A 16,675-nucleotide genomic window follows, 5' to 3' on the forward strand; every position below is an offset into this window, starting at 1 on the left:
TTCATGTAACATTCCGGATTCAATAGTTGTCTTGTATACATAATCGAAAGAAAGCTGTTGAGAAAACAGTAACTGAGATTAGTAAGCATTATTGAATCAGGATAAAAACTATACCACAGCCAGCAGTCTCCTTTACGATGTGACCTGTTGGCTTTTTATTTATTTACAACCAAATTCCTTACTGTAACAAAATAATATATCATTCCTCCAACAAAATAAGCCAGCACATCAAAAAAATCTCCGGTAAAGTATACAGATAGTTTCGGACAAAGAACCTCAAACAGAAAACACAGATAAAGTACTGATGTCAATACAAATTTCAAATCTGGTTTCCATTGATAGCCTAAGATAGCATTCATCGTAAATTCTATTAGATAACAATACATAGGGACGGTAATACTATCTGCAAAATAATCATTGATAACGGGAATATAAATTCCGTGTTGTCTCAGTAAAACTATCACTCCCCAGGCTGCCAGTCCCAGCAGAAACCAATATGAAATTCTTATTTTCATCACATGTGAAGTACTGCCATTATTACTCCAAGAATTACCTGCAGTATTTTTGATATAACTTCCTGATTATCTGTTTTATTTTCTTTTTCTGTGCTTTCTACTGATTCATAATTGAATTTTTGCTTACCTTCCATTTCCATATAATTTTATATTGCAAATATATTAAATTAGAACAATTGTTCTAATTTTGAATGTATGATTTATATCCACTCTTATATTCTTATCTTTGAGGTATGAAGACCAAGGATAAAATTCTGTCCAAAGCACTGGAGTTATTTAATGAAAAAGGGTATAACAATATTACCACAAGGCATATTGCGGCTGAACTCAGCATCAGTGCGGGCAATCTGCATTATCATTTCACCCACTCTGAAGACATTATTAAAATCCTTTTCTCAGAACTTACCCTGAAAATGGATGAACTGCTGAACCACATGAAAAAAATGGAGAATAAAACACTGGATGATCTTTATCAGTTTACTTATTCTACCTGTGAAATCTTTTATTCTTATCGTTTTGTATTTATTAATTTTGTAGATATACTCAATCAGATTCCTGAAATAGAATCCAGGTATGAAGGGATCAATTTCAGTAGAAAAGAGGAATTTCAGCTCATCTTTTCAGACCTTCAAAAGAGTAATATTTTTCAGAAAGACGTTCCTCATTTTATCGTAGAATGCCTTACTGAACAAATTTTCATTATTGCAGACAACTGGCTTACCCACAATAGACTTATCTTAAAACTCAGTCCCAAAGAAGCAATACAGCATTATACGCTTCTTCAGATGAATCTTTTTTATCCGCTTCTCAATAAAGAACAGCAAAAACTTTATGAAAAACATTATATCCAATAGTCAAAGTATTACCATCAGAAAAGGGATAAGGAAAGATCTCCCTGAAATGCTGGAGCTTTTTACAGCTACTATAGATGAGGTATGTAAAAAAGACTATAATTCCCAACAGCTCGAAGCATGGAAATCCGGTGCAAAGAATGAAGAGAGATGGATAAATGTGATTAGCAGTCAATATGTTTTAATTGCTGAAGGTGGAAATCAGATCGTGGGTTTTTGCACTCTCGATGAAGGAAATTATATTGATCTGCTTTTTGTACATAAAGATCATCAGCATAAAGGTATTGCATCTGCGCTTTATAATGCAATTGAAAAAGAAGCTCTTCAGCAACATGAGAAACTGCTCACAGCGGATGTAAGCAAAACTGCCAGAACCTTTTTTGAAAAAAAGGGCTTTCAAGTTGTTCAGGAACAGACTGTCAAGGTAAAAGAAATTATGCTTACCAATTATAAAATGACAAAAAACCTCATCTCTTAATTTCTGAATAATGGAATTACAACCGGAATATAATGAGTTTAGAATTTCAGTTCCTCAGGAATTTGAAAATGTATTTACTCATTTTTATTTTGCTGAAAATACTTCTGAAACATCAGTTACCAAAACCCTTTTACCCACTTATCAGACTATTTTGTTATTCTGTTTTGGAAAAAGTGCCACGATGTCTACACGGGAAAAAACAATCATTAGTGTTGATAAATGTACGGTATTTGGTCCGGCGAGACAATCTTTTGAATATACACTTCCGGCAGGCTGTTCTATTCTTGTAGCAAATTTTAAAGATGATGCATTCTTCAGATTTTTTGGAAAAATATCCATTGAACAGTCGGTAAGACATCCTGACGAACTGCTGGAGGAAAATTGTTTTACAGATCTTTGGTATCAGCTTACACAATTAGATTCAACCGTAGAACAGGTGAATTATATCCTTGATTTCTGCAAACCATATCTGCAAGACCGGGATATCACGGGCCAGCTTTTAAGTAGTTTTGATAACGGTCTTTTAAATCCTGTTAAAGTAATTGCAGAGCAAACCCAACAGACGGAAAGAAACATTCAGCGCAAACAGAAAGAGCAATTTGGATATTCTCTGAAAGAACTTACCCGCTACAACCGCTTTTTAAAAGCAATAAAAATCATTGAAAAGGAAACCGGAAAGCAGCGTAAAGTGAAATGGTTTAGCATCATTGATGAGTGCGGTTATTATGATCAAAGCCAGCTTATTCATGATTTCAAACATTTTATCAACATTTCGCCTGCTCAGTATTTAAAATTCCAGCAGGACATCTGCAATCCAAAGTCCAAATAGATCATTTCGTTTTCTTACAATTTTTGAAAAGTATACCAAACTACTTTTGTCTCATTAATCTTAACAATCAAGACAATGAGACATTTAATAATTTACGCACACCCTAATGAAAACAGTTTAAATCATCACCTTTTAAGTACTGTTGTTGAAACACTTCAGTCCCATGATCAGGAGGTCATAGTGAGAAATCTTTATAAAATTAGTTTTGATCCTGTATTTTCTTTGACTGATATGCAGGGGCAACGCATGGGAAAAGTATCTGAGGATGTAAAAATTGAACAGGAATATATTTCATGGGCAGAACAGATCACTTTCATTTATCCTATCTGGTGGACGGGGCTTCCTGCTATGATGAAAGGGTACATAGACCGCGTTTTCAGTTATGGTTTTGCTTACCGTTATGATCAGGGTATACAAAAAGGACTTCTGAAAGATAAAAAGACCGTGATTATCAACACTCATGGAAAATCTCATGAAGAATATGAAAAAACAGGGATGGATAAAGCACTCACTTTAACCTCTGATAACGGAATTTTTATCTACTCCGGGCTGGAAATCATCAAACATTTATTTTTTGATAAGGCAGATAAAGCTACTTCCGAAGATTTTGAGATCTGGAAAGATCAAATTAAAAACTTATACTCTGAGCATGTCCTTAACTATTAAATAACAATTAATGAAAACAAACACTGATAAACAGACCATTAACACATTATCAATCAACACCTATAAGCTGACAAAGAAAATTGTAAAATATAGTTTTTACATCTTTATCCTGTATTTTGCTTTTAAGGGATTTATGGCATGAAATTAGCTTCAAAAATCGCAAGTAAAATTGTTTTGAACCATTATTTTAAGCCATTAAGATTGATGGATGGTTAAGTTTTTTCTTAAAAACAGATCTTGTTATAACCCTGCAATGCGTCTTAATGGTTTAAATATTGGATTCTCAGGAAATCCCTGTATATTTACATTACAATGAAACATCTGAACAGTATATTACGTCTTCCATTCTTCAGTGAATATTACACTCCGAGCTATCGTTCGGGAAGACTTTCTATATCTGTAATTCAATAAAATAATCTAACGTATATATAGAGCCCGGACAGTACCTGTCCGGGCTTTTCATTTTTAAAACTATTCAACATGATTCATTTATTACAAGAAAATGCAGCTATCATCCTGCCTGAAAACGGCTTGGAGGAAAAACTTGTCCAAGCTAAAGAAGAAAACAGAAAACTCACCATCAAACTGGGATTTGACCCAACAGCTCCAGATCTGCATCTGGGACATGCAGTTGTGTTAAAAAAGCTGAAACAATTTCAGGATCTGGGACATCAGATCATTATAGTGGTAGGAAGCTTTACGGCAAGAATTGGCGATCCTACAGGAAAAAATAAAGCCCGAAAACCTTTAAGTGCTGAAGATGTACAGCATAATGCCCAGACTTATATCAACCAGTTATCCAAAGTGATTGATGTTCAGAAAACAAAGATTGTTTTCAATTCTGACTGGCTGGATGCACTTGACTTTTCAGAGGTTATCCAACTGTTATCAAAAGTTACCGTTGCTCAATTGATGCACCGCAATGATTTTAATAAAAGATTTACAGAAAACACTCCTATAGCCATGCATGAGCTTGTGTACCCCATTCTTCAGGGGTTTGATTCTGTAAAAATTGAATGTGATATCGAAATGGGCGGCACAGATCAGCTTTTCAACTGTACAATGGGAAGACAGCTTCAGGAGGTACATGGAATGCCTGCACAGATCGTCATGTGTATGCCATTGCTAAGAGGCCTTGACGGAAAAGAAAAAATGAGTAAATCTCTGAACAATATTATCGGACTTACGGACGAGCCTAATGAAATGTTTGGCAAAACTATGTCTATTCCGGATACGTTGATTGAAGAATTTATCAACTTAACCACAGATTTTTCAATAGAAGAAAAAACGATTCTTGTTTCAAGAATGGCAGAAGACGAAAATCCTATGAATATTAAAAAAATCATTGCCAAAAATATCATTAGCCAATACCATGATGCAGCTTCAGCAGAAAATGCGGAACAATTCTTTATCAATCAGTTTCAGAATAAAAATTTTGAAAAGAAAGTGTATGAGCCTATTTCTATAGGTTCTTTGAAGAGCATCCAAAACAAAGTATCCCTTGTGGAACTTTGTCATCAGCTTAAAAGTGACCTCAGTAAATCGGCAGTCCGAAGGTTAATTGAAAATGGAGGAATTCAAATCAATACCAACAAAATAACGGACTCAAATGAAGAAATTGAGCTAATCCCCCAAACTAAAATAAAAATAGGGAAAAGAGGCTTCTTTGAGCTAATATAAAGCTGGAAGATGAGAGCTGGGGGATGGAAGTTTTGTAAGATGATGAAATGATGAAATTTTTTGATGGGAATATTTTTGAAAGCATTTGTTGAATCAAAAAAGTAAAAGTTCTTTACAATACAAAAACAACTTCCAACCTCATTCTTCCAGCCTTCAACACTACTCATGATTCAGCTTATTTCAATATATTCGTTCTCTTAAAAACTATTTCCAATGAGCTACATCATGGTTGACATAGAGTCGGATGGCCCGATTCCCGGCGATTTTTCAATGGTCTGTTTCGGGGCAGTACTCGTCACAGAGGAACTGGACACCACTTTTTATGGAAAATTAAAACCTGTTTCAGAGAAATTCAATCCTGATGCTTTAGCAGTTTCCGGTTTCAGCAGGGAAGAAACAATGAAATTTGATGATCCCGAGGAAGTAATGCTTTCCTTTGAAGACTGGATTAAGACCAATTCCAAAGGCAGACCTATTTTTATCAGTGATAATAATGGTTTCGACTGGATGTTTATCTGCTGGTATTTTCATCATTTTATCGGACGGAATCCTTTTGGCTTTTCTTCCAGAAGGCTTTCTGATCTTTACTGCGGACTGGAAAAAGATACTTTTGCCCAATGGAAGCATCTCCGCAAGACTGAACACACCCACAATCCTATAGACGATGCCCTAGGAAATGCAGAGGTTTTATTGTACATGAAAGAAGAAATGGGACTGAAAATTGCATTAAAATAGAAACTCTAATTTTTTATTTTTGAATATGAATCTTAACCTGCACTACAAAAAAGCTGATGCAACTGATATTGATTTTCTTCTCGATCTTAGAATGAAAACCATGAATCCTCATTATGAAACTTCAGGACTTTCTACTGACAGGGAAACAACCCTGCAAAGAGTTCTGTATCAGTTTGAAAAAGCCAATATTATTTTTTTAGACAATCAACCCATCGGACTGTTAAAGCTAGACAGAACGTTTACCAACATTGAAGTCCTGCAGCTTCAGATTGATCCCGGCCAGCAAGGTAAAGGACTTGGAAAAAAGATTTTGTCTGATATTCTGGAGGAAGCTTCATTAGCAGGAAAAACGGTATCATTAAGTGTTTTAAAAACCAATAAAGCACAACATCTTTATAAAAGTCTGGGTTTCAGAATCGTGGATGAAGATCAGTATTCTTATTTTATGGAAACGGAAAGGCAGTAATTTGAAATCATTTAAGTTTTGGCTAAAGCGCCATTGGCATCTATATTTATTTTTTGATTTAAACACAGATATCACAAAATAAGCGAGCACAAATAATCACAATCATCCGCGAGATCTGAAAAATCTGAGATTGCTTCACTACGTTCGCAATGACCGTTTACTGATTCGCCATAGTCACATAGATTAGTCTTCCGCCTTCTTCTGCAGATAACAGTATTTTTTTACCATCCGTGAGTTCTACCATAGAACCGGGTGGAATTTCTTTTTGTTCTGTGACATCTTTCATTCCTGATAAGCCTTGGTTCACCAATACCCACTTTCCCTGGTGGAATGTAAAATACCCTACAGGCATTTTATCCTGCATCGTCAGATTTTCATTGCGTATCACTTTCCTGGAAACATGCCATTTGAATAAGTATTGATTATGATAAACCATCAATCTGTGATTTTCTGGTTTCCATACCTCATCATCAAATTTAAAATATAAGTCTAAAACAGGTAATGTCCCCTGATGTGGTGTTCCGCAGAAAGGGCATTTTGGACTGCTTGTATTATCAAAGACATACCATTTTTCGGTACAATTGGAATTGTGGCAAGGTTGTATAAGATCTACGGTTTTCAACAGAGCTGCTTCCCATTCATTGGCTGTGGGACGTCTGATAGGATCATGCAATCCATCTATAAAGGTTTTTCTGAAAAGATCTGAAATATAGGGTCCGGTTATGGTATATGGAATCTTTTGAGGATCTCCCCAGAATGCATCCCATTTTCTTAAATGATCTGCTTTTACATGATTGGATGGATTTTCCGGGTTTTCCACAAACATCGCTTTTTCTCCCATAGACAGAATTTCATCTTTTTCGGAATCCAGATCCCAGATTTTTCCCCCACGCAGCGGATGTCTTCTTAGCAGATACATATAAATCAGAACAGCAAGAGCGTGAAGATCTGTTTTTTGATTGGGTAAATGCCTGCCCGGATCCTGAAGGCTAAGGTGTTTTGTTTTCAACACTTCAGGCGCAATAAAGTCTGCTGTTCCTATTACTTCCGGCGGAAAGAGTTTGGGAACGACAAGACCGTCAATATCAATAATGCATGCAGATTTCGTTACGGGATCTACCAGAATATTGTTATATGATAAATCGGAATGCGCCAACCCCATCTGATGCAGTTTTTTCACTCCTCTGCTGATATTGACTGCAATCTGAAAATAGCTCAGCCAGTCTCCCAGTTCTGACTGATCCAGTCTCAGCGGATATTGCTGATTTCGGAACATAGGAGCTGTAAACCATTTCCCCACTTTATCCTGTCCCTGGATATTATCTGAGCCAATATATCCTTTGGCAAAATAAAATTTATTGTGATAAACAGGAACTACAATTCCTGTGAGTTTATTTCTTTCAACAATATCATAAGGCCATCTGAATATTTCGTTCAGAAAGTATTCTGAAGTATTTCCATTCTGTATACTCTGCAAATAGGTGGAAACAATTCTCATGATTCTTTCTTTCTGTCCTTCATCCAGCGGACTCCGGTAAAAAGCCACCACATACTCTTTATCGGGAGAAAAATAAACATCTTTCACGCCACCCCGAATAGGGTTTTCATCTACATATTCATAGGATTTGGCTGTGTCCAGAACAGAAACAACCTTAATGATCTTTTTCATGGTATTAATAGATTATTGCCAATGTACGGTCATCGTGATTTCCCCTGCTCCAGAAATCGCTCCAAATTAAAAGTTCTTCATCAATTTTTTCATCGTTGATAAAATCTGCTTTCGTCCGGTCATCATTATTTCCGGCAAGGTCTTCAAAAAGTAATTTCCAGCTTTCAGTATCTTCCAGTTTATTTTCTGTAATGAATTTAGGATCATAAATACCATCCGTCATCAGCACAAGATAGGAAAAATCATCCACAGAGGTAATTTGGAAACGGGAACTCATCTGATCGTTGAAAATTTCTTTCATAGTGATAAAACGGGTACCTCCGCTAAATTCTCCTACATCCATCCGATTTAAAAGTTTCACTTCAGAAAAATCAGGATTAATGAGATTAATAGGGCAATCTCCCACTCCAAAACTAAGAATCACATATCCGAAACTGAATTTTTTAAGTAATGTAAAAATCAGTGTAGCATGCAGATCAGTTACGGACAGAGTATTTTCTGCTGCAGCTTTTTCTAATGTCTGATAAACTTCTGCAACACTTTCTAATAAAATATTTTTAATATTTTGTTCTGCTTCTGAATGTTCTTCAATGGAAGCATCAGCATTATACATCCAGTTGATATTATTTTCAATTCTGCTTAAAATCTCCTGCGAATTGAAAAACTGATTGATTGTTACTGTAGCCAATCTTGAACCTTCTCTTGCAGCCACTGCTGAGCCGGCTCCATCTGAAACAGAGACAATATTCCAGTCTTTGGGAAGGTTATTCACGGCAAAATCATCTTCACGGAATTTGCCTTCATGAGCATGAGAACGTCCTCTTTTGGAAGCAACAACAATTTTTTTATCTGAAAAAGAACCTTTGTATGAATCTTCTTCCGACTTATAAAAAGCAGCATTTCTATCGCTTGGAATATTTTTCCATAAATCTTTCGGATCTGCGTTTACAAAGAGCTGTATTTTTTTAGTTTCAATTTGATTCCGATCATGAATGTGATAAAACTGAACATCCAAATGATGGATATTGTTGGTAACCGGAGTTCCTGAAATCTTTCCATTTTCAAAAGTAAGACCTGTTTCTTCCAGGTTTCTGATACTCTGAATTTTTATGTTCGGAAAATCTTCCATGTCAAGGCTGAATTCATAGAACTGCTTTGCACTGGCATTCTTCAATAGCCAATGAGCATCTTTGAACTCTTCTTTTTCTCTATAAATAGCAGCTTGTTCCATCGTCTTTGGCTTAAATTCAGAGACTGATTTCCGAAAAAACTTCCCCATCGTTATCCCAAGGTTCTGTTAATATCAAATCCACCCCCGGAAAACCCATAATAATCTGAAGTTCCACACCATGGGCATTTGCTGTATCCTTCTCCTCTCAGGCAGTGAATACCGCCGCAGGAACAGGTAGCTAATGCAATGGGATTGGCACAGTGAGGACATGAAGTTCCACCGTCCAGTTCTTCTATATTAATTTTAAGGTGGGTTTTCTGATTTGAGGAAAGTCTGTAGTACGCTTGTTCATCAATTTTATAAGCCCCGTCCAGTCTGTAATATCTTGTAGCCATTCCCGGTATGCTTGATTCGGCAAATGCTTTTTTAAATTTCATCAGATAAAGCTTTTCCGTTTCCTGGCATTTCCCGTTCAATACTACAAAATTGTTGTCCGGGAATCTCTGTTCCATCTCAGGGTCTACTTTTTCAAGAATAAGGGAATCAATCTTAGAAAGGTTGATTCCTTCTTTTTTGGCTTCCGTTACACTCTGGCTGGTTGTTTTAATAGAATCTGTTACCCATTTGAAAAATTCTTTATAGGAATTCTCATCAGAGTTATTAAACAGCAATACATTATCGGCTAATGAGCCGAGAAGTTTGTAGTTTGTATTTTCACCAATAGATACGGCAATTGTATTAGGTTTCCCACTGTACTTATTATTCCATCTCTCAATGGCTTTCGTGGCATCATCAGTGGGAACTCCGTCTGTAAACAGAAAAACAATAGGTTTCCAGTCTCCTTTTCTTTCATAGGTTGTTTTCACAATATCCCTGTCGATACAATCCATTACTTTGATCAAACCCTGGGAAAGTGATGTCCCGCTCCCGATTGGAATTTTAGGCGGATAAAAGCTGATAATATCCTGCAATGGAGTAATCACTTCTGCTTCTCCTGCAAAACCTATCACGGAAATATATACGGTTTCAAGTGAATACGGATCTTTTTTTAATTCCCTGATAATATTGGCGATACCTTCCTGTACCTGCTCAATAGGTTCTCCAACCATAGATTCGGAGATGTCTACTAAAAAATAAATAGGCAGTCTTCTCATGTTGTAAAGACAATTTTTTAAATAATAATATTAAGCTCCGATGGCGGCGGAGGCAGTGTGATATTTTCTCCCGTATTTTGTGAATGTCCTCCCTGTGTGATGGAAGAACTCACCCATTTGAAAAAGGAAGAAAGGGTAATAGCGTCTGTAGTATCAAGTTTTACCACATGATCTGTCAGTTCCTTCAAAAACTGTTCATCAGCTTTCGGACCTGCTGCGCACCCTACGATAGCACCAAACTCCAATCCCCTGATCACAGGAATCATCTGTCTGTACTTCTGGATATCTGAAGGTTTTCCATCTGTAAATATAAAAAGTAATGGCTGCCAGTCTCCTTTTGCTTCAGCTGATTCTTTTACTATTTCTTTTTGTACCAATCCGGAAACCATTTCCAATGCAGCTCCTGTATGTGTTGGGCCACTGTCCGGACAGGTAATTTCCATGGGATAAAAACTGGCCAGATCTGTTAAAGGAATAATATTTTTAACTTCTCTATCGAAGGTAATGACGCTTAGATGCAGACTGTCCATCGCCTGCGGATCTGCACGAAGCATACTGATCAATCCGTTGAATCCATTATTCAGTGCCTGAATGGGCTCACCGTTCATAGAACCTGAGGTATCTAATAAAAAATAAGCTAATAATCTCCTGCTCATTATATGACAAATATTAATTCTGAAGCCGGCGGAGGAAGTCGAAGACTTCCTCCGCCGGCTTTTATTTTGGTTTGATAAAATTTGAGAATCTAATTGGAATAAGCGTACTGCTGTCTCAGAATATCTATAAAGTTATCTGTATGATGCGGCTCACCCACAGCACGGAATTTCCAGTCTCCGTTATGACGGTATGCTTCTGCAAAAACCATTGCACACATTCCGTTCATACTTGAATCGCCAGAAAGGCTGTATTTTGTAATTTCTTTTCCTGAAGCATCCACAGCCCGGATAAATGCATTTTCGATCATTCCGAAATGCTGGTTATTAGTTTTTCCCTGATAAATGGTAACAAGGAATACAATTTTCTGGTAACTTTGATCCAGCTGATCCAATTTTACAATGATCTGCTCATCATCCCCATCTCCGGCTCCGGTTCTGTTATCACCTGTAAGCCATACATTTCCGCTTGGATGCTGCATAGAATTGAAGAAAACCACATCTCCCTGATATAGCCCCATCTGTCTTCCGTCATTGGTCTGTACCGTTCTTCCAAGATTGGCTACTTTTCCGTTACCATCCAAGAGGAAAGCCACTGCATCAAGGTCATATTCGGCTTCTTTACTGAAGAGTTTTCCAAAGAATCCACTCCCTTGTTTTCTTACATCCCATCCTAAGCCAATGGTTACTTTTGAAAGATCATAGACGCTTTCTCCGCGATCATTCTTTCTTAAATCAATCGTTTGTCCTTTCTGTAAATTAATTGCCATAGTTATCGTTTTTGTGTATTTGGATGTTTTTATTTGATGATTTGTCCTTTATAGTATTTCTCTAGAAAAAAGCCCAGATCTGCTCTGTACCCTATTCCTGAGGCTTCAAACTTCCAGCTTCCATTTCTTTTGTACAGCCTTCCAAACTCTACCCCTGTTTCAATGGAGAAATCTTCATCCAGCTCATATTTTGCAATTTCCTGGTTTGAATGATTATCCACAACTCTGATATAAGAGTTTCTTACCTGTCCGAAATTCTGTCTTCTTCTTTCAAAATCTTCTATGGTTACTACGAAAAGAATCTCTTCCACTCTTGAATCTACTTTATCCAGATCTATTACGATTGCTTCATCATCGTCACCATCACTGTTTTTACCACTGGGATCATCTCCTGTATGGGTAAGAGCTCCGTCCGGAGAATTCAGGTTATTGTAAAAAACAAAGTATTCTTCACTTACTAATTTTCTGTCAGAATCAATCATGATTGCAGAAGCATCCAGGTCAAAATCGTAACCGGTTCCTTCATTAGGATCCCAGCCTAATCCAATCGTCATTTTAGTCAATCCTATCTCGATCTTTTGTCCTTTCTGTAGATTAATTGCCATAGTGTTTTATATTATGATTATTTTTCGCATTAAGATAGAAGTGATTTATGAATTGACCAAATTTATTTAGGAAAAAATGATCTATAGAGCCCGATTAAAGCTATTTAAGTCACAAATCACCATAAAAAAAAGGCCCAATTAAAAAATTGGGCCCTGTATTGTAAAAAGAGTATTAAATTAATTTTCAAACTCCTTATCCGATACGGCAGCATTTCTTGCTTTTGCCAGCATAGGAATGGAAATCAACCCCATCACCAGCATAATAACAATCTGCAGCGGTAAAGAAATAAAGGAATAGGTAAGCCCCATTTCACCTCCGAAATCAGCACTTTTTCCTACTGAAATAAAGAGAGCCATGAAACCATACTTCATAGCAAGGTTATAAGCTCCGATACCTCCACTGGCGGGAATTATCATTCCCAATGTTCCCACAACAATAATGAAGAAGCCGTCTGCAAAGGTAAATGCAGATGTTTCAGGAAGTGCAAAGCAAACCAGATAAGCAGCTAAATAATAACAAATCCAGATTCCCAGTGTATAAAAGATGAATTTTCCTTTCTCTTTTAATTTAAAGATGGAAGTTATCCCCTGAAAAATTCCATCAATAAAGTTGACAATTTTTCCTAAAAACGGAATTCGTGAAAGTTTCTTTTTGAATACAAAAAATAAAACTGTTCCTGCAATCAGAATTGAAAGGACTAATAAAATCTTATTAGGATTCATATTTATTCCGGAATTTTTATAGAATGACAGAATTGCATCATATTTAAACAACAAAGTCAATCCTAAAAAACCGAGCATACATATAAGGTCTACCACTCTTTCCAAAATGATAGTTCCAAAAGATTTGTCTACAGGTACTTTTTCTACTCCATACAGAGCCGTAGCTCTTGCCACTTCCCCACTTCTCGGAATGGTAAGGTTCATCAGATATCCGAATGATATTGACCAAAGGGAATTGGAATTTGAAATTTTGTATCCCATGGGTTCCAGCATCAGGTTCCAGCGAATAGCCCTAAACCAATAAGCAAGAAGGCCAAATACGGATGCAAACAGCACCCATAAATAATTCGCTTTCGCCAGTGACTTCTGAATTACTTTAAAATCAAGCCCTCTTAAGGCAAGCCATAAAAAAAAGCCTGCAAAAGCAAGCGATATTACTATTGTTAATATTGATTTTACGGGACTTTTTGATGTTTTCTCCATGTATTATGTAAGAAGATTTGTTTTTTCATCCGGGAAAACGATCTTCGGCTGAAAGTCTTTAGCCTCTTCCGGGGTCATCTGTGCATAAGCAATAATAATGATGATATCATCTTTCTGTACTTTTCTTGCTGCAGGCCCGTTCAGACATACTTCTCCGGATTTTCTTTTTCCTTTGATAACGTACGTATCAAAACGTTCTCCGTTGTTCACATTCACAATATAGACCCTTTCTCCTACTACCAGACCGGCAGCCTCAATAAGATCTTCATCTATTGTTATACTTCCTATATAATTAAGGTCAGAGGCTGTTACTCTCACCCTATGAATCTTAGACTTGAAAACTTCTATTAGCATGATGCAAATTTATTAATAAAAATTAATAAAACAGGTCTTTAGTATCATTTTAAAACTCCCACAAACACAGGTGTTTAATTTTATAAAATACAAAGATTTTGAGAATTGCTTATAAATTTAATAATCATATGGTTAAAAAAATTAAATGTTTACACTTAATTTAGGATTTAATAAATACAAAAAATAATATTAACTTTTTGCTAAAGTCAATAAACATAAGCATTTGGCATGATTTTAGTAACGCGTAACGTAGATTTTCTGTGAAAAGTGGAATTATCATATTTTAACCAATTTAGCTTAAAAGCAAAAAAATTTTACAAGTTTTAATAAAAAAATTGCACAATTAGAAAATAGTATTATATTTGCTATAATTACGAACTAACTTTAATATTAAAAATTATGAACAAGTCTGAATTAATCGACGCAATCGCTAAAGATGCAGGTATCACTAAAGTTGCAGCAAAAGCTGCTTTAGAATCTTTCATTGGTAACGTAACTACTACTTTAAAGAAAAAAGACGGAAAAGTGTCTTTAGTAGGTTTCGGTACTTTCTCAGTAGCTGAGAGAGCTGCTAGACAAGGGATTAACCCTGCAACTAAAAAACCGATCAAGATCGCTGCTAAAAAAGTTGCTAAATTTAAAGCTGGAGCTGATTTATCAAATGCAGTTTCAGGTGCTAAGAAAAAATAATCATTCAGATTAAAAAAATTCAAGGGCTGTTTCTTAGAAACAGCTTTTTTTATTTGAAATAATGATAGAAATTAAACCGTTAATGAGGAAGTTTTAAGCGGTTAAGATTTATTAAGTTTTGACTAAAGCCCTATCATTGCACATAATAAAATAAGCGGACTAAAGTCCGCTTCTATGATATTTACCAAGTTTATATTTTCAGGATACCAGTATCATATTTTAAAAAAACATCACCACTAACATCTAGCTTCTGGCTTCTAAACTCTCATTATGGAGCCAGTCTTGAAATTTTCCAATCAAGATCTTCAAGCTGATAAATAATCCTGTCATGAAGACGGTTGGGTCTTCCCTGCCAGAATTCAATTTCATAAGGTCTTGCCAGATATCCACCCCAATTGGAAGGTCTTGGAACCTCAGTATTTTCATATTCCTTTTCCAGTTCTTTTAATTTCCCCTCTAAAAACTCTCTGTTGGGAATCACTTGGCTCTGTGGAGAAACTACCGCTCCCAGCTGACTTCCTTTCGGTCTTGAATGGAAATAACCATCACTTAAGTTTTCTGCCAGTTTTTCAAGATCTGCTTTGATGATAATCTGTCTTTCAAGATTGGGCCAGAAGAAATGCAGGCATGCTTTATGATTGCTTTCTATTGCTTTTCCTTTTCGGCTGTTATAGTTGGTATAAAAAATAAATCCTTCATGGGTATATGCCTTAAGTAGGACCATTCTTGTTCTCGGACATCCGTCTTCCTCTACTGTGGAAACAGCCATAGCATTGGATTCTGAGATCATCGGGTTCTCACTGGCCTCCAAAAACCAGTCTCTAAACTGCTCAATTGGATTTTGTTTTATCTCACTTTCAATAAGTTGGGATTTCTCGTACACTTTTCTTTTGTCGTGCAGGTTTTCCATAAATATTTTTTATTAAATTTGAGTATGAATCACTCATACAAAGGTAAAATATTAATCTCGACACCTGACATTTCCGGCGATATTTTTTCAAGATCGGTAGTGTTGGTTATTGAACATAATGAAAGTGGTGCATTTGGCCTGATACTGAATAAAAAGAACAGCCAGATGAGCAGCAAGTTCAAAGATTTTTTTGACTTTAAAATTGAAGTGTATGATGGAGGTCCTGTAGAAAACGACAAAGTATTTTTTATTGTAAAAGGTAAAAGGGTTACTGAGATCTATACAGACATCACAGATGAATACTATCTTACAGAAGATATTGAACGTATTATAAATGCTGTTTTGAGCAGCGAACTGGATATTGAGAATATCAAAATATTTTCAGGTTATTCCGGATGGTCTCCAGGCCAGCTTGATACTGAAGTTCAAAGAAAAATGTGGACGGTAGTGGATGTTTATAATCTTGATTATACGCTTCCAAATGATCAGACTCTTTGGAAATCTATTATGCAGAACCTTGGGGGAGAATTTCTTCTTTGGGCCAATTCACCTGAGGACATTTCGCTGAATTAAGTATCATTTTCATGTAAATCAGACAATTAACAAACTTTAAGATTCCTTTAACCAATTTTAAAGAAAGTTTTTCCGTTCTTTGAAAAACTAAAATCACTGATATGAAAGGTATTACATTACTTGCTTTATCAATATTTTCTACCGCATTTTTATCATTTAGCCCAATTAACAAAAAATACATTGTCATAGATGCCGGTCATGGTGGAAATGATTTTGGGGCTACCCATGGTGAAGTTCTTGAGAAAAATATTGCATTAAGCGTTGCAAAGGAAATACAGAAGATCAATGAAAATCAGGATAAGTATGAGATTATTTTAACCAGAGATTCTGACATTTATCCTACTCTTTCCGAGAGAACGAATCAAATTAATAAACTGAACCCTGAAATGGTCATTTCCCTTCATGTAAATAATTCTCCTGAAAAAGAGAGAGCTGATAACGGATTTGAGGTATATGTTCAGAATTCTGATGTTTCAAAGGAATTAGCCGGAAAAATTTACAAAAAATTCAATGCCCGTAAAATATCTGAGAGCAATCTTCATATTTTAAGAGAAACTAAAGCACCTGCCGTATTGGTAGAACTTGGGTTCATCAATAATTCTGAAAACAGGAATTATATAACAAGTGAAAAAGGGCAGAAAGAAATCGCACAGAAATTTGTTGAAATCATCAACGAATACTAAATAAAAAACAAATTCTG

The 16,675-nt window shown here is 36.0% G+C and carries 21 protein-coding genes; 10 read left to right on the forward strand and 11 right to left on the reverse strand.

From position 1 onward, the window contains the following. Positions 1 to 155: 155 nt before the first annotated feature. The gene (locus tag KIK00_RS10740; protein ID WP_255816546.1) at positions 156 to 515 is read right to left on the reverse strand and encodes a hypothetical protein; all 360 of its coding nucleotides are present in this window, start codon (positions 513 to 515) and stop codon (positions 156 to 158) included. Next, on the reverse strand, positions 515 to 649 hold the full coding sequence (locus KIK00_RS10745) for a hypothetical protein (protein ID WP_255816547.1): 135 nt from the start codon (positions 647 to 649) through the stop codon (positions 515 to 517). Before KIK00_RS10745 ends, KIK00_RS10740 begins: the two co-directional genes overlap by 1 nt. A 99-nt stretch (positions 650 to 748) precedes the next feature. On the opposite strand from KIK00_RS10745, the gene KIK00_RS10750 reads away from it, so the two are divergent. From KIK00_RS10750 to KIK00_RS10780, 7 genes are all read left to right on the forward strand, one after another. Then, on the forward strand, positions 749 to 1,369 hold the full coding sequence (locus KIK00_RS10750) for a TetR/AcrR family transcriptional regulator (protein ID WP_255816548.1): 621 nt from the start codon (positions 749 to 751) through the stop codon (positions 1,367 to 1,369). Then, positions 1,347 to 1,844, forward strand: coding sequence for a GNAT family N-acetyltransferase (locus tag KIK00_RS10755; RefSeq protein ID WP_255816549.1), 498 nt, complete (start codon positions 1,347 to 1,349; stop codon positions 1,842 to 1,844). Before KIK00_RS10750 ends, KIK00_RS10755 begins: the two co-directional genes overlap by 23 nt. 10 nt (positions 1,845 to 1,854) lie before the next feature. After that, positions 1,855 to 2,673, forward strand: a complete 819-nt coding sequence (locus tag KIK00_RS10760; protein WP_255816550.1) for an AraC family transcriptional regulator — start codon at positions 1,855 to 1,857, stop codon at positions 2,671 to 2,673. Positions 2,674 to 2,748: 75 nt separating this feature from the next. Next, complete coding sequence (locus KIK00_RS10765) at positions 2,749 to 3,339, forward strand: NAD(P)H-dependent oxidoreductase (RefSeq protein ID WP_255816551.1); 591 nt, start codon at positions 2,749 to 2,751, stop codon at positions 3,337 to 3,339. A gap of 480 nt (positions 3,340 to 3,819) precedes the next feature. Beyond that, complete coding sequence (tyrS, locus tag KIK00_RS10770) at positions 3,820 to 5,019, forward strand: tyrosine--tRNA ligase (protein ID WP_255816552.1); 1,200 nt, start codon at positions 3,820 to 3,822, stop codon at positions 5,017 to 5,019. 213 nt (positions 5,020 to 5,232) lie between these two features. Further along, a complete protein-coding gene (locus KIK00_RS10775) occupies positions 5,233 to 5,754 on the forward strand; it encodes a 3'-5' exoribonuclease domain-containing protein (RefSeq protein ID WP_255816553.1) in 522 nt (173 codons plus the stop codon). A gap of 25 nt (positions 5,755 to 5,779) precedes the next feature. Further along, positions 5,780 to 6,220 carry an N-acetyltransferase gene (locus KIK00_RS10780; protein WP_255816554.1) on the forward strand — a complete coding sequence of 147 codons (441 nt, stop codon included), beginning with the start codon at positions 5,780 to 5,782 and terminating at the stop codon, positions 6,218 to 6,220. A gap of 157 nt (positions 6,221 to 6,377) precedes the next feature. Here the strand turns inward: KIK00_RS10780 and KIK00_RS10785 are convergent, their stop codons facing one another. The 8 genes from KIK00_RS10785 to panD form a co-directional block, all read right to left on the reverse strand. Then, entirely contained in the window at positions 6,378 to 7,889 is a 1,512-nt protein-coding gene (locus KIK00_RS10785; protein WP_255816555.1) for a helix-hairpin-helix domain-containing protein, read from the reverse strand. Positions 7,890 to 7,893: 4 nt separating this feature from the next. Beyond that, entirely contained in the window at positions 7,894 to 9,120 is a 1,227-nt protein-coding gene (locus KIK00_RS10790; RefSeq protein WP_255816556.1) for a PP2C family serine/threonine-protein phosphatase, read from the reverse strand. Positions 9,121 to 9,170: 50 nt separating this feature from the next. Further along, on the reverse strand, positions 9,171 to 10,214 hold the full coding sequence (locus KIK00_RS10795) for a TerY-C metal binding domain-containing protein (protein WP_255816557.1): 1,044 nt from the start codon (positions 10,212 to 10,214) through the stop codon (positions 9,171 to 9,173). 17 nt (positions 10,215 to 10,231) lie between these two features. Then, a complete protein-coding gene (locus KIK00_RS10800; protein WP_255816558.1) occupies positions 10,232 to 10,870 on the reverse strand; it encodes a VWA domain-containing protein in 639 nt (212 codons plus the stop codon). An 89-nt stretch (positions 10,871 to 10,959) separates the two neighbouring features. Beyond that, positions 10,960 to 11,637, reverse strand: a complete 678-nt coding sequence (locus KIK00_RS10805) for a TerD family protein (RefSeq protein ID WP_255816559.1) — start codon at positions 11,635 to 11,637, stop codon at positions 10,960 to 10,962. Between the two features lie 29 nt (positions 11,638 to 11,666). Beyond that, positions 11,667 to 12,242 (reverse strand): TerD family protein, encoded by a 576-nt coding sequence (locus tag KIK00_RS10810; protein WP_103232447.1) that lies wholly within the window; start codon positions 12,240 to 12,242, stop codon positions 11,667 to 11,669. A gap of 177 nt (positions 12,243 to 12,419) precedes the next feature. Continuing rightward, positions 12,420 to 13,448, reverse strand: coding sequence for a lysylphosphatidylglycerol synthase transmembrane domain-containing protein (locus tag KIK00_RS10815; protein WP_255816560.1), 1,029 nt, complete (start codon positions 13,446 to 13,448; stop codon positions 12,420 to 12,422). A 3-nt stretch (positions 13,449 to 13,451) separates the two neighbouring features. After that, a complete protein-coding gene (panD, locus tag KIK00_RS10820; protein ID WP_002976902.1) occupies positions 13,452 to 13,802 on the reverse strand; it encodes an aspartate 1-decarboxylase in 351 nt (116 codons plus the stop codon). Positions 13,803 to 14,201: 399 nt separating this feature from the next. On the opposite strand from panD, the gene KIK00_RS10825 reads away from it, so the two are divergent. Further along, entirely contained in the window at positions 14,202 to 14,492 is a 291-nt protein-coding gene (locus KIK00_RS10825; protein ID WP_002976900.1) for an HU family DNA-binding protein, read from the forward strand. A gap of 268 nt (positions 14,493 to 14,760) precedes the next feature. On the opposite strand, the gene pdxH is transcribed toward KIK00_RS10825, so the two are convergent. Next, positions 14,761 to 15,402, reverse strand: coding sequence for a pyridoxamine 5'-phosphate oxidase (pdxH, locus tag KIK00_RS10830; protein ID WP_255816561.1), 642 nt, complete (start codon positions 15,400 to 15,402; stop codon positions 14,761 to 14,763). 24 nt (positions 15,403 to 15,426) lie between these two features. Here pdxH and KIK00_RS10835 point away from each other — a divergent pair, with 24 nt between their 5' ends. Further along, positions 15,427 to 15,975 carry a YqgE/AlgH family protein gene (locus KIK00_RS10835; RefSeq protein WP_047378875.1) on the forward strand — a complete coding sequence of 183 codons (549 nt, stop codon included), beginning with the start codon at positions 15,427 to 15,429 and terminating at the stop codon, positions 15,973 to 15,975. A 101-nt stretch (positions 15,976 to 16,076) separates the two neighbouring features. Next, positions 16,077 to 16,658, forward strand: coding sequence for an N-acetylmuramoyl-L-alanine amidase (locus KIK00_RS10840; RefSeq protein ID WP_255816562.1), 582 nt, complete (start codon positions 16,077 to 16,079; stop codon positions 16,656 to 16,658). Positions 16,659 to 16,675: the final 17 nt, after the last annotated feature.

This window comes from Chryseobacterium sp. MA9, assembly GCF_024399315.1.
Lineage (GTDB): Bacteria > Bacteroidota > Bacteroidia > Flavobacteriales > Weeksellaceae > Chryseobacterium.